At 72.4% G+C, this 12,699-nt stretch carries 12 protein-coding genes; 4 read left to right on the top strand and 8 right to left on the bottom strand.

Annotated features, from left to right (window positions below; all coding sequences use genetic code 11):
* Positions 1-226 precede the first annotated feature (226 nt).
* The 3 genes from ACZ4WZ_RS18595 to ACZ4WZ_RS18585 form a co-directional block, all read right to left on the bottom strand.
* Positions 227-1,873, bottom strand: coding sequence for a phospho-sugar mutase (locus ACZ4WZ_RS18595; protein WP_467891532.1), 1,647 nt, complete (start codon positions 1,871-1,873; stop codon positions 227-229).
* Between the two features lie 50 nt (positions 1,874-1,923).
* Entirely contained in the window at positions 1,924-2,730 is an 807-nt protein-coding gene (locus ACZ4WZ_RS18590) for a purine-nucleoside phosphorylase (RefSeq protein WP_388934471.1), read from the bottom strand.
* Positions 2,731-2,875: 145 nt separating this feature from the next.
* Positions 2,876-3,313 (bottom strand): gamma-glutamylcyclotransferase family protein, encoded by a 438-nt coding sequence (locus tag ACZ4WZ_RS18585; protein WP_125603982.1) that lies wholly within the window; start codon positions 3,311-3,313, stop codon positions 2,876-2,878.
* Positions 3,314-3,475: 162 nt separating this feature from the next.
* On the opposite strand from ACZ4WZ_RS18585, the gene ACZ4WZ_RS18580 reads away from it, so the two are divergent.
* Positions 3,476-4,915, top strand: a complete 1,440-nt coding sequence (locus ACZ4WZ_RS18580) for an NAD(P)H-quinone dehydrogenase (protein ID WP_388934469.1) — start codon at positions 3,476-3,478, stop codon at positions 4,913-4,915.
* A 198-nt stretch (positions 4,916-5,113) separates the two neighbouring features.
* Positions 5,114-6,079, top strand: a complete 966-nt coding sequence (locus ACZ4WZ_RS18575) for a DeoR/GlpR family DNA-binding transcription regulator (RefSeq protein ID WP_388934466.1) — start codon at positions 5,114-5,116, stop codon at positions 6,077-6,079.
* 139 nt (positions 6,080-6,218) lie between these two features.
* Here the strand turns inward: ACZ4WZ_RS18575 and ACZ4WZ_RS18570 are convergent, their stop codons facing one another.
* Positions 6,219-7,982 carry an acetyl/propionyl/methylcrotonyl-CoA carboxylase subunit alpha gene (locus tag ACZ4WZ_RS18570; protein WP_467891529.1) on the bottom strand — a complete coding sequence of 588 codons (1,764 nt, stop codon included), beginning with the start codon at positions 7,980-7,982 and terminating at the stop codon, positions 6,219-6,221.
* Between the two features lie 388 nt (positions 7,983-8,370).
* On the opposite strand from ACZ4WZ_RS18570, the gene ACZ4WZ_RS18565 reads away from it, so the two are divergent.
* Positions 8,371-8,814, top strand: a complete 444-nt coding sequence (locus ACZ4WZ_RS18565) for a hypothetical protein (protein ID WP_467891527.1) — start codon at positions 8,371-8,373, stop codon at positions 8,812-8,814.
* Here the strand turns inward: ACZ4WZ_RS18565 and ACZ4WZ_RS18560 are convergent.
* The 4 genes from ACZ4WZ_RS18560 to ACZ4WZ_RS18545 all read right to left on the bottom strand — a co-directional run bounded on the left by ACZ4WZ_RS18560 (position 8,795) and on the right by ACZ4WZ_RS18545 (position 11,491).
* The gene (locus tag ACZ4WZ_RS18560; RefSeq protein WP_388934458.1) at positions 8,795-9,403 is read right to left on the bottom strand and encodes a Maf family protein; all 609 of its coding nucleotides are present in this window, start codon (positions 9,401-9,403) and stop codon (positions 8,795-8,797) included. The genes ACZ4WZ_RS18565 and ACZ4WZ_RS18560 overlap by 20 nt on opposite strands.
* 34 nt (positions 9,404-9,437) lie before the next feature.
* Positions 9,438-9,572 carry a morphogenic membrane protein MmpB gene (mmpB, locus tag ACZ4WZ_RS18555; protein ID WP_260618161.1) on the bottom strand — a complete coding sequence of 45 codons (135 nt, stop codon included), beginning with the start codon at positions 9,570-9,572 and terminating at the stop codon, positions 9,438-9,440.
* Between the two features lie 92 nt (positions 9,573-9,664).
* Positions 9,665-9,877 (bottom strand): acyl-CoA carboxylase epsilon subunit, encoded by a 213-nt coding sequence (locus ACZ4WZ_RS18550; RefSeq protein WP_467891540.1) that lies wholly within the window; start codon positions 9,875-9,877, stop codon positions 9,665-9,667.
* 21 nt (positions 9,878-9,898) lie between these two features.
* Positions 9,899-11,491: an acyl-CoA carboxylase subunit beta gene (locus tag ACZ4WZ_RS18545; protein WP_467891524.1), complete on the bottom strand. Its 1,593-nt coding sequence runs from the start codon at positions 11,489-11,491 to the stop codon at positions 9,899-9,901.
* 131 nt (positions 11,492-11,622) lie between these two features.
* Between ACZ4WZ_RS18545 and ACZ4WZ_RS18540 the strand changes: the two genes are divergently transcribed.
* The gene (locus ACZ4WZ_RS18540) at positions 11,623-12,489 is read left to right on the top strand and encodes a biotin--[acetyl-CoA-carboxylase] ligase (RefSeq protein ID WP_467891522.1); all 867 of its coding nucleotides are present in this window, start codon (positions 11,623-11,625) and stop codon (positions 12,487-12,489) included.
* The last annotated feature ends 210 nt before the right edge of the window (positions 12,490-12,699 follow it).

The following is a 12,699-nucleotide window of genomic DNA, read 5'->3' as shown; positions in this document are numbered from 1 at the left end:
TTCGGCTTTCCGGGGCGGGTCGGTCGGTCAAGGGTGGCCGAAGGCCATCGCGAAGCGACGCGAACGAAGTGAGCGCCCTTGAGGGACCGGCACGACACGGAAGGACGATGGGACTGACGGGAAACCCCCAAACCAGCCCTGACACCGTCCGGGCAGGACACCGCCACCCACGCCGACGGCCCCCGCAGCCGGAGCTGCGGGGGCCGTCGGTGTCGGAGCCGGGCCGTCAGAGGCCCATGGCCGCCGCGAGGTCCTTCTTGATGCCGTCCAGGATGTCCTGGCCGCGGGTGCGGGCGCTCGCGAGGTCGGAGGCTTCGGCCACCGGGACCACGACCTCCAGGTAGCACTTCAGCTTGGGCTCCGTGCCGGACGGGCGGCAGATGACCCGGGCCCGGTAGTCGCCGTCCAGGTAGTAGCGCAGGCCGTCCGTGGGCGGGAGGGCGGCCGAGCCGACCGACAGGTCCTCCGCCGAGGCCACCCGCAGGCCCGCGAGGGAGACCGGCGGCCGGGCGCGCAGCCGCGCCATGGCGTTGGCGATGACCGACAGGTCGGAGACGCGGACCGAGAGCTGGTCGGTGTGGTGCAGGCCGTGGGCCATGGCCAGGTCGTCCAGCAGGTCGGTCAGGGTGCGGCCCTGTTCCTTGAGCTCCGAGGCGAGCTCGGCGACCAGGAGGGCGGCGGTGATGCCGTCCTTGTCGCGGACGCCCTCGGGGTCCACGCAGTAGCCGAGCGCCTCCTCGTAGCCGTAGCGCAGGCCCTCCACCCGGGCGATCCACTTGAAGCCGGTGAGGGTCTCCTCGTAGCCGACGCCGGCCGCCTCCGCGATCCGGCCCAGGAGGCTGGAGGAGACGATCGACTCGGCGAAGACGCCCTGGGCGCCCTTGTGGACCAGGTGGGCGGCCAGCAGCGCGCCGACCTCGTCGCCGCGCAGCATGCGCCAGCCGCCGTTGTCCGGGACCGCGACCGCGCAGCGGTCGGCGTCCGGGTCGTTGGCGATCACGATGTCGGGCTGGACCTCGGCGGCCTTCGCGAAGGCCAGGTCCATCGCGCCGGGCTCCTCCGGGTTCGGGAACGCGACCGTCGGGAAGGCCGGGTCCGGCTCCGCCTGCTCGGCGACGAGCACCGGGGTGGGGAAGCCGTGCCGGGCGAAGGCAGCCATGACGACGTCCTTGCCGACGCCGTGCATGGCCGTGTAGACGGTCCGTACGCCCCGGGGGGACCCGGGGGCGAGGACGGCGTCCGTCCGGGTCAGGTAGGCCTCGAGGACCTCCTCGTCGAGCTGGAGCCAGCCGTCGGAGGGGCGCGGTACGTCGGCCAGCGCGCCGACGGCCGCGATCCGCGCCGCGATCTCGGTGTCCGCGGGGGACACGATCTGCGAGCCGTCGCCGAGGTAGACCTTGTAGCCGTTGTCCCGGGGAGGGTTGTGGCTGGCGGTGACCTCGACGCCGGCGACGGCGCCCAGGTGCCTTATGGCGTACGCGAGGACGGGCGTCGGCAGGGGCCGGGGGAGGACGGCCGCGCGCAGTCCGGCGCCGGTCATCACGGCGGCGGTGTCGCGGGCGAAGTCGGCCGACTTGTAGCGGGCGTCGTAGCCGACGACGACCAGGCCGCCGTCGTGGCCCTGGTCCTTCAGGTAGGCCGCGAGGCCGGCCGCGGCGCGGATGACCACGGAACGGTTCATCCGCATCGGACCGGCGCCGATCTCGCCGCGCAGCCCGGCGGTGCCGAACTGGAGCGTGCCGGAGAAGCGGTCCGCGAGCTCGGCCGTGTCGTTCGCGTCGATCAGGGCCGCGAGCTCCGCCGCCGTCTGCGGGTCCGGGTCCTCGGCCAGCCAGGCCCGGGCCCGGGTGAGGAGGTCGTCCTGTTCCTGCACTGCTTCCGCCTTTCCTCTCGTACGTCGTCGTCGATCGTCGGGGGTACCGATCAGATGCGGGCGAGGACCTGCGTCAGCAGCGTGCCCATGCGGGCGGCGGAGTCGCGGCCGGCCTGGAGGACCTCTTCGTGGTTCAGCGGCTCGCCGGACAGGCCGGCGGCCAGGTTGGTGACCAGGGAGATGCCGAGCACCTCGGCGCCGGCCTCACGGGCGGCGATGGCCTCCAGCACGGTCGACATGCCGACCAGGTCGGCGCCCATGACGCGGATCATGTTGATCTCGGCCGGGGTCTCGTAGTGCGGGCCGGGGAACTGGACGTAGACGCCCTCTTCGAGGGTCTCGTCGATCTCCTTGCACATCGCGCGCAGGCGCGGCGAGTACAGGTCGGTGAGGTCGACGAAGTTCGCGCCGACGATCGGCGAGGTGGCCGTCAGGTTGAGGTGGTCGCTGATCAGGACGGGCTGGCCGGGCGCCATGCCCTCGCGCAGACCACCGCAGCCGTTGGTGAGGACGATGGTCTTGCAGCCGGCGGCGACGGCGGTGCGCACGCCGTGGGCGACGGCGGCGACGCCGCGGCCCTCGTAGAAGTGGGTCCGGCCGAGGAAGACCAGGGCGCGCTTGTCGCCGATCTTGTACGAGCGGATCTTGCCGCCGTGGCCCTCGACGGCGGCGGGCGGGAAGCCGGGCAGCTCGGTGACGAGGAACTCGGACTCGGGGGCGCCGAGCGCCTCTGCGGCGGGGGCCCAGCCGGAGCCCATGACGAGGGCGACATCGTGGGATTCGACGCCGGTGAGCTCGCGGAGGCGGGCGGCGGCGGCGTCGGCGGCGGCGAAGGGGTCGGTAACAGATGCGTTCACGCGGACGAGCGTAACCGCTTATCGCCTACGCGCGTAGATGGCGCAGCTCACGGTGTTCGGATCGTTGCCTTGTCGTTTCCGCCGAATCGTCCCCCCGGCGCGTGTCCGGCAGGAGCCGGCCGGGGTCGGCAGTGGCCGGCGGCGGCTAGCAGGGGCGCTTGCGCAGTTCCATGACGTAGTCGTGCGGCGCCCCCGCCGATTCGGCGGCGTCGGCGATCTCACCCAGGTAGCGCGCCGAGGGCAGGCCGCCCTCGTACCCGTTCAGGACGTAGCACCACGCCGCCTCCTCGCCGTCCAGGGTGTGGACGCGGATCCGCATGCGGCGGTAGATGTCCAGCCCGACGCCCTCCCAGCGGTCCATGGAGTCCTCGTCCAGCGGGGCGATGTCGTACAGCGCGACGAAGACCTGCTGGCGCGGGGCTTCCACCACGGTGGCGAGGGCGCCTTCCCAGCCCATCTGCTCGCCGCCGAAGGTCAGCCGCCAATCGTTGATCCAGCCCGTGCCGCGCAGCGGTGAATGGGGAGCGCGGCGCGTCATCAGCCGCGGGTCGAGGTTGCCGGCGTACGCGGCGTAGAGCGACATGAGGTCGAGGGTACGGGAGGGTCGCCCCGGCCGGGGTGTCCGGATGGTGCGAGCACCTTGATGCGTGCGGGACAATGGGGCACGGAATGGATCCCCCGGGGAGACCCCCCGGAACACCGGCCGGGGCGGCAGCCGGCCGGGTAGACGTGAGGCGGACTTTTCGTGACCCGGATCGTGATCATCGGCGGTGGACCCGGCGGGTATGAGGCAGCCCTGGTGGGGGCGCAGCTCGGCGCGGAGGTGACCGTCGTCGACTGCGACGGTCTGGGCGGGGCGTCGGTCCTGACCGACTGCGTGCCCTCGAAGACCCTCATCGCGACCGCAGAGGTCATGACGACCTTCGACTCGTCGTACGAGGAGCTGGGGATCGTCGTCGCGGACGACACCCCGCACATCGAGCAGGCCGCGCGTGTCGTCGGCGTGGACCTCGGCAAGGTGAACCGGCGCGTCAAGCGCCTCGCGCTGGCGCAGTCCCACGACATCACCGCCTCCGTGACCCGTGCCGGGGCCCGCGTCATGCGCGGCCGCGGCAAGCTGGGCGGCCCGCAGGGCATCGACGGCACCCGGGACGTGATCGTCACCGCCGCCGACGGCACGGAGACGATCCTCACCGCCGACGCCGTGCTGATCGCCACCGGTGGCACCCCGCGCGAGATCCCGGACGCGATGCCCGACGGGGAGCGCATCCTGAACTGGACCCAGGTCTACGACCTGGAGGAGCTTCCCGAGGAGCTCATCGTGGTCGGCTCCGGTGTGACCGGTGCCGAGTTCGCCGGCGCGTACCAGGCGCTGGGCTCCCGGGTGACGCTGGTGTCCTCCCGCGACCGCGTGCTGCCGGGTGAGGACCCGGACGCGGCGGCCGTCCTGGAGGACGTCTTCCGCCGCCGCGGCATGAACGTCATCGGCCGTTCGCGCGCCGAGTCCGCCAAGCGGGTGGGCGACCGGGTCGAGGTCACCCTCTCCGACGGCCGCGTGATCACGGGTACCCACTGTCTGATGGCGGTCGGTGCGATCCCGAACACCAAGGACATGAACCTGGAGGAGTCCGGGGTCCGGCTCAAGGAGTCCGGCCACATCTGGACCGACAAGGTGTCGCGCACGTCCTCGCCGGGCGTGTACGCCGCCGGTGACGTGACGGGGATCTTCGCGCTGGCGTCCGTCGCCGCCATGCAGGGGCGCATCGCGATGTACCACTTCCTCGGTGACGCGGTGGCCCCGCTGAACCTGAAGACGGTCTCCTCGAACGTCTTCACCGACCCGGAGATCGCCACCGTCGGCTACACCCAGGCCGACGTGGACGCCGGCAAGATCGACGCCCGCGTGGTGAAGCTGCCGCTGCTGCGCAACCCGCGCGCGAAGATGCAGGGCATCCGGGACGGCTTCGTGAAGCTGTTCTGCCGCCCGGGTACCGGGATCGTGGTGGGCGGCGTGGTCGTCTCGCCGCGCGCGAGCGAGCTGATCCACCCCATCTCGATCGCCGTCGACAACAACCTGACCGTCGAGCAGATCGCAAACGCGTTCACCGTGTACCCCTCCCTGTCCGGTTCGATCGCCGAAGTGGCCCGCCAGTTGCACACCCGTAAGACGGGCAGCGAGGCGTAGGGGCGCTCCGCCGGGGCTCAACCGCCCCTTTCCCCGCGGGGGTTGGGGCGGAAGTCGAGGTGGGGCGGGGGTGCGCGGCCGCGGCCGCGGAAAGTGGGCCGACCCCGTATACCACTAGTCGGGCCGATGTATGGACAACTTCGGTATTCCGGTGCAAGGAGCTGAAAGCAGACGGTCGTTGGGGTTACTGTCAGTTTCGTGTTCGCTGCTGAACGTCGCCAATTGATCCTCGAAATGGTGCGGGCCAACGGTGCGGTATCGCTCCGTGAGCTCGCCCGTGTCGTCCAGACCTCCGAAGTGACCGTACGGCGGGACGTGCGGGCACTGGAGGCAGAAGGACTCCTCGACCGCCGGCACGGCGGTGCGGTCTTGCCGGGCGGTTTCACGCGGGAGTCCGGCTTTCCGCAAAAGTCCCATCTCGCGACGGCGGAGAAGACCGCCATCGCCGATGTCGCCGCCGGCCTCGTCGAAGAAGGCGAGGCCGTCGTCGTCGGCGCGGGTACCACGACCCAGGAGCTGGCCCGCCGGCTCGCACGGGTGCCCGGCCTGACCGTCGTCACCAACTCGCTGCTCGTCGCCCAGGCGCTCGCGCACGCCAACCGGGTGGAGGTGGTGATGACCGGCGGAACGCTGCGCGGCTCGAACTACGCCCTCGTGGGCAGCGGCGCCGAGCAGTCCCTCCAGGGGCTGCGGGTGTCCCGGGCCTTCCTGTCCGGGAGCGGTCTGACCGCCGAGCGCGGGCTGTCCACGTCCAACATGCTCTCCGCGAGCGTGGACCGGGCGCTGGTGCAGGCCGCGGCGGAGGTCGTCGTACTGGCCGACCACACGAAGCTCGGCACGGACACCATGTTCCAGACCGTGCCGACGGACGTGATGACCCGGCTGGTGACGGACGAGCCCCCGCAGCACGACGAACGGGCCGCCACCGAACTCCAGGCGCTGGCCGACCAGGGCGTGCAGATCACCGTGGCCGGACCGGCCCCGGCGGCCGGCGGCCACGGCGGCGCCGGGGAGGGCATGCAGGGGCGCAGGCCCCGCCGTGACGCCCCCCTGCCGGTCCAGCGGCGCGGCGGCCCCACCGCCCAGCTGCGCAGTGCGCCCGCGTCGCTGCTGGAGCAGCAGGCCGGGGAACGGGCCCGGGTGGCGGACATGCGCCGCCGCTGAGCGCCGGGCCCGCTACGGGCGGTGTCCGCCGGGCCGCTCCCGCCAGGGCGGCCGGGCGCAGACCGCCCGGGCGTGCGCACGGCCGAAGGCCCCGCCCGGGGAACCGGGCGGGGCCTTCGTACGGCCGCGGGCGGGGACGTCAGTCCTTGATCTCGCAGATCGTGGCGCCGGAGGTCAGGGAGGCGCCGACCTCGGCGGTCAGGCCGACGACGGTGCCGGAGCGGTGCGCGTTCAGCGGCTGCTCCATCTTCATCGCCTCGAGTACGACGACCAGGTCGCCCTCGTTGACCTGCTGGCCCTCCTCGACGGCGACCTTGACGATCGTGCCCTGCATCGGGGAGGCGAGGGTGTCGCCGGACGCGGCCGGGCCGGACTTCTTGGCGGCCCGGCGCTTGGGCTTGGCGCCGCCGGCGGCGGCCGTGCGGGCCAGGGTCATGCCCAGCGAGGACGGGAGGGAGACCTCCAGGCGCTTGCCGCCGACCTCGACGACGACCGTCTCACGGCCGGGCTCGTCCTCGGTCTCCTCGGCCGCCGGGGCGGAGAAGGGCTTGATCTCGTTGACGAACTCGGTCTCGATCCAGCGGGTGTGGACCTTGAACGGGGTGCCGTCGGTGGGGGCGAAGGCCGGGTCGGCGACGACCGCGCGGTGGAAGGGGATGGCGGTGGCCATGCCCTCCACGTTGAACTCCGCCAGGGCGCGGGCGGCGCGCTGGAGGGCCTGCTCGCGGGTGGCGCCGGTGACGATCAGCTTGGCGAGCAGCGAGTCCCAGGCGGGGCCGATGACCGAGCCGGTCTCCACGCCCGCGTCCAGGCGCACGCCGGGGCCGGTCGGCGGGGCGAAGAGGGTGACGGTGCCCGGGGCGGGCAGGAAGCCGCGGCCCGGGTCCTCGCCGTTGATGCGGAACTCGAAGGAGTGGCCGCGCAGCTCCGGGTCGCCGTAGCCGAGTTCCTCGCCGTCGGCGATGCGGAACATCTCGCGGACCAGGTCGATGCCGGCGACCTCCTCGGTCACCGGGTGCTCGACCTGGAGGCGGGTGTTGACCTCGAGGAAGGAGATGGTGCCGTCGGTGCCGACGAGGAACTCGACGGTGCCCGCGCCGACGTAGCCGGCCTCCTTGAGGATGGCCTTCGACGCGGCGTAGAGCTCGGCGTTCTGGGCTTCCGTCAGGAAGGGGGCCGGGGCCTCCTCGACGAGCTTCTGGTGGCGGCGCTGGAGGGAGCAGTCGCGGGTGGAGACGACCACCACGTTGCCGTGGGAGTCCGCGAGGCACTGGGTCTCGACGTGGCGGGGCCGGTCGAGGTAGCGCTCGACGAAGCACTCGCCGCGGCCGAAGGCGGCCACGGCCTCGCGCACGGCGGAGTCGTACAGCTCCGGCACCTCTTCGAGGGTGCGGGCGACCTTGAGGCCGCGGCCGCCACCGCCGAAGGCGGCCTTGATGGCGATGGGCAGGCCGTGCTCGCGGGCGAAGGCGACGACCTCGTCGGCCCCGGAGACCGGGTCGGGGGTGCCGGCGACGAGGGGGGCCCCGGCGCGCTGGGCGATGTGGCGGGCGGCCACCTTGTCACCGAGGTCCCGGATGGCCTGCGGCGGCGGGCCGATCCAGGTCAGGCCCGCGTCGAGGACGGCCTGGGCGAAGTCGGCGTTCTCGGAGAGGAAGCCGTATCCGGGGTGGATGGCGTCCGCTCCGGAGTCCGCGGCGGCCTGTAGGACCTTCGCGATGTCGAGGTAGCTGGCTGCCGGGGTGTCACCGCCCAACGCGAAAGCTTCGTCTGCCGCGCGGACGTGCAGGGCGTCCCGGTCCGGATCGGCGTAGACGGCTACGCTCGCGATTCCGGCATCCCGGCAGGCCCGAGCAACGCGGACAGCGATTTCGCCACGGTTGGCGATGAGCACCTTGCGCACGATGGCTCCCTCCTTGAAACAAGCTGAGTTTAGGGACTGCCGACACGGCCTTACGACCCTTCCCCGGTGGTGAGCTTGCCCACACGGAGCGTGATTCGAGTGCCCCTTGAGTGCGAATGCCCTTGTGTCGCCCCAGGTCAGGGAGATCCCCGACTGCACAGTAACCCTGTTGCGAGGGCGAGGTCTCTGTTCGGCGGGTCAGCGGACCCTGCTGATTCTTTGTCGAGTCCCTACGAACGGCCTATGCATTCTTTGAGTGAGAGCCGTCACGGTCGTCCGCGCGGCGGTTTCCCGTAACGAAGCGGTCCCCGGCTCTTGTCCCCGGGTTTACTCGTTAGTAGCCTCCTGGCGTCGAACACGCTTGTGGCGTGGGACGGATGGGGGCGTCGTGCTGCGCAGACTCGTGGCGGGGCTGGCCGCGATCACGCTCGTCGCGGAGGCCGCCGTGCTGGCGCTGGTCCACGTCGTGCTGGGCCGGGCCACCGGGGCGCAGTCGATGTCCATCGCGGGCATGGATCCGGATGTCATGGTCACGGCAACTTATGGGATGGGTGCCGCCATGGCCGCCTTCCTGCTGCTGTGCGCGGTCCTGGCCGCCCTCGCCGCCCTGCGCGACCGCCCGCCGGGCCGTCCCGCCCGGATCCTGCTCGTCGGCGCGGCCGTCACCCACGGGGTGCTCGGCGCCCTCGCCGTGGGACTCGTCGGCTGGGGCGCCTTCGCGGCGACCTCACTGATCCTGTGCCTGCTCGTCCTGACCCTGATGCTCTACGCGGCACCGGCCGAGGGCCCCGGCGGGGACCCCGGGGGGAGCCTCAGGCCCACAAGTCCGTGATGGACACGTCCAGTTCGCCCAGCAGGGAACGCAGCAGCGGCATGGACAGGCCGATGACGTTGCCGGGGCACCCGTCGATGCCGTCGATGAACGGCGCCGACAGCCCGTCCAGGGTGAACGCCCCCGCCACGTGCAGCGGCTCGCCGCTGGCCACGTACGCCGCCACCTCCGCGTCCGTCGGCTCGCCGAAGCGGACCGTCGTGGAGGCCGTCGCCGAGACCTGACGGCCGGTGGCCGTGTCGATCACGCAGTGGCCCGTGCGCAGCACCCCGGCCCGCCCGCGCATCGACTTCCAGCGGGCCGTGGCGTCGGCCGCGTCCACCGGCTTGCCGAGCGCCTCGCCGTCCAGCTCCAGCACCGAGTCACAGCCGATCACCAGGGCGCCCGCGGCCTCCTCCAGACCCGCCACCACGCCCGCCTTGGCCTCGGCCAGGGCCAGCGCCAGGGCGGCCGGGTCGTCGTGGTCCAGCGTGTCCTCGTCGAAGCCGCTGACGATCACGTGGGGGGCGAGCCCGGCCTGCCGCAGCAGGTTCAGCCGGGCGGGCGAGGCGGAGGCGAGGACGAGCGTGCGTACGGTCATGGGGGCCATCGTAGGGCGGCGCGGCGGCGGCCCGGACGGCCGCCTAGAAGGGCGGCACGCCGAGGACGTACACCGCGATCACCATCGCCAGTACGAGGACCACGAGCATCCGCCGGAGCATCGCCTGGGCGTCGCGCATGTCCTTCGGGGGCTCGTCCTTCGGGTCTGACCAGAGCATGCCCCGATCCTGGCCCGCGGAACGCCGGTGGCGCCTGAGTACGGGTACTCAGGCGCCACCGTCCGTTCGCGCCATCTTCCGGAGCGCGGGGCTCAGCCCCGTCCGGGCCAGTACGTACGGCCCCACGCGCGCGGCCCCGGCAGCATCTGCTGCCGGCGGGCCACCCGGCTCGGCGAGGCCCACTCGTCCGGGATCCGGGGCGCGCCCGACGGGGCCGAGGCCAGCGCCGCGGCGCGCGCCCGGACCACCGCCAGTGCGGCGGCCAGCTCCTCGGGGGTCGGGTTGCCCTTGACGACCTTGATCACCACAGAGTCCTCCTGGAGGGCCTAGAGGGGGATGTTGCCGTGCTTCTTCGGGGGCAGCGACTCCCGCTTCGTACGGAGCTGGCGCAGCCCCTTGACCACCTGGGCGCGGGTCTCGGACGGCATGACCACCGCGTCGACGTAACCGCGCTCGGCGGCCGTGTACGGGTTGAGCAGGGTGTCCTCGTACTCGGTGATGAGTCGTGCCCGGGTCTCCTCCACCTCCTCGGGGGCGGCCTCCGCGATGGTGCGCCGGTGCAGGATGTTCACCGCGCCCTGCGCGCCCATGACGGCGATCTGGGCCGTCGGCCAGGCCAGGTTGAGGTCCGCGCCGAGGTGCTTGGAGCCCATGACGTCGTAGGCGCCGCCGAAGGCCTTGCGCGTGATGACGGTGATGAGGGGGACGGTGGCCTCGGCGTACGCGTAGATCAGCTTCGCGCCGCGCCGGATGATTCCGTTGTACTCCTGGTCGGTGCCGGGCAGGAAGCCCGGGACGTCGACGAACGTCAGTACCGGGATGTTGAAGGCGTCGCACGTCCGGACGAACCGGGCGGCCTTCTCGGAGGCGTCGATGTCCAGGCAGCCGGCGAACTGCATCGGCTGGTTGGCGACCACGCCCACCGGGTGCCCCTCGACCCGGCCGAAACCGGTGAGGATGTTCGGGGCGAACAGGGACTGAGTCTCCAGGAACTCCGCGTCGTCCAGCACGTGCTCAATGACAGTGTGCATGTCGTACGGCTGGTTCGCACTGTCCGGGATCAGGACGTCGAGCTCCAGGTCGGCGTCGGAGACCTCCGTGTCCGCCTCCTCCGGGAAGGCGGGCGGCTCGGAGAGGTTGTTCGACGGCAGGTACGCCAGGAGCGACTTGACGTACTCGATCGCGTCCTTCTCGTCCCCGGCCATGTGGTGGGCGACGCCCGAGGTGGCGTTGTGGGTGCGCGCCCCGCCCAGCTCCTCGAAGCCGACGTCCTCGCCGGTGACCGTCTTGATGACGTCCGGGCCGGTGATGAACATGTGCGAGGTCTGGTCGACCATGACCGTGAAGTCGGTGATGGCCGGCGAGTACACGGCGCCGCCCGCGCAGGGCCCCACGACCAGGCTGATCTGCGGGATCACGCCCGAGGCGTGCACGTTGCGGCGGAAGATCTCGCCGTACATGCCGAGCGCGCTGACGCCCTCCTGGATGCGGGCACCGCCGGAGTCGTTGATGCCGACGACCGGGCAGCCGGTCTTCAGGGCGAAGTCCATCACCTTGATGATCTTCTGCCCGTACACCTCGCCGAGGGCGCCGCCGAAGACGGTGAAGTCCTGCGAGAACACGGCCACCGGGCGGCCGTCCACCGTGCCGTAGCCGGTCACGACGCCGTCGCCGTACGGGCGGGTCTTCTCCAGTCCGAAGTTGGTCGACCGGTGCCGGGCGAACTCGTCCAGCTCTACGAAGGACCCCTCGTCCAGCAGCAGCGCCACGCGCTCACGTGCCGTCAGCTTGCCCTTGGCGTGCTGCTTCTCGACGGCGCGCTCGGAACCGGCGTGCGTGGCTTCCTCGACGCGGCGCCGCAGGTCCGCGAGCTTGCCCGCGGTCGTGTGCATGTCGATCGGCTCTGAGGGTTGGGACATCGGGGTCGCGGCTCCCTGTGTGGTGTCAACTGCCTGGTCAATTGATTGACTGCTGCTGGCTACTGGTGCGTAGCGTATCGGCGGGCATGGCGCTCGGCAGTGCGGCGTTTGACACACCTACATTTGCTTGCATGACTCCACAAGATGCTTCAGCCGGAACGGGCCCGGGACGCTGGTCGAGCCTGGAGCGCCCGCCACTGAACGCCACCGCCCTCACACGGGCGCTCGTCACCCCCGACGGCCTGTGGACCTCCCTGGAGGTCGTCGCCGCCACCGGGTCCACCAACACCGATCTCGCGGCGCGGGCCGCGGAGCTGCCCGAGGGCGCCGTGCTGGTCGCCGAGGAGCAGACCGCCGGACGGGGCCGGCTCGACCGCAGCTGGGTGGCTCCGCCGCGGTCGGGGCTGTTCTTCTCCGTGCTGCTCAAGCCGGGCGCGGACGTCCCGCAGGAGCGGTGGGGCTGGCTGCCGCTGCTGGCCGGGGTGGCCACGGCGGCCGGGCTGGCGCGGGGTGCCGGCGTGGACGCCGTGCTCAAGTGGCCGAACGACCTGCTGGTGAGCGTGGAGGGGGAGGAACGCAAGGCCGGCGGCATCCTCGCCGAGCGGGTCGAGGGCGGGGTCGTCCTCGGGATCGGCCTCAACGTCACCCTCACGGAGGACGAGCTCCCCGTACCGGGCGCCGGGTCGCTGGTCCTGGCCAAGGCGGCGGTGACCGACCGGGAGCCGCTGCTGAAGGCCGTGCTGCGGTCGCTGGAGGAGTGGTACGGGCGCTGGCGCGACGCCGCCGGCGACCCGGCGGACAGCGGGCTCCAGGAGGCGTACGCGGCCGGCTGCGCGACGCTGGGCCGTCATGTCCGGGCGGACCTGCCGGGCGGGCGCGAGCTCACCGGAACGGCCGAAGCGGTGGACGCGGACGGGCGGCTGGTGATCCGCACGGCCGACGACGCCCGGGAGGCGGTGGGGGCCGGGGACGTGGTCCACCTGAGGTCGGTGCACTAGGCCGGTGCGCGGGGTCTCGGCGGCGCGGGGGTCCGGGTGCCGCCGCGGGACCGGCTCCGGCCCCCGGGCCTCCGGCGGGCCGCCGCCGGAGGCCCGCCGCGGGCGCCGGCGGGGGCCGGGCCGGCTCGATCGGGGCCGGGGCCGGAACTGGGGGAGTGAGCTACGGCACACCTGCCGTATGGTTTAGGCGATCCCAGTCCTCTCGGTGAT

It is taken from the genome of Streptomyces sp. NPDC029122 (genome assembly GCF_055569445.1).
The sequence above is the reverse complement of the archived record's forward strand: the minus strand, read 5'-3'. Positions and strand labels throughout refer to the sequence as shown.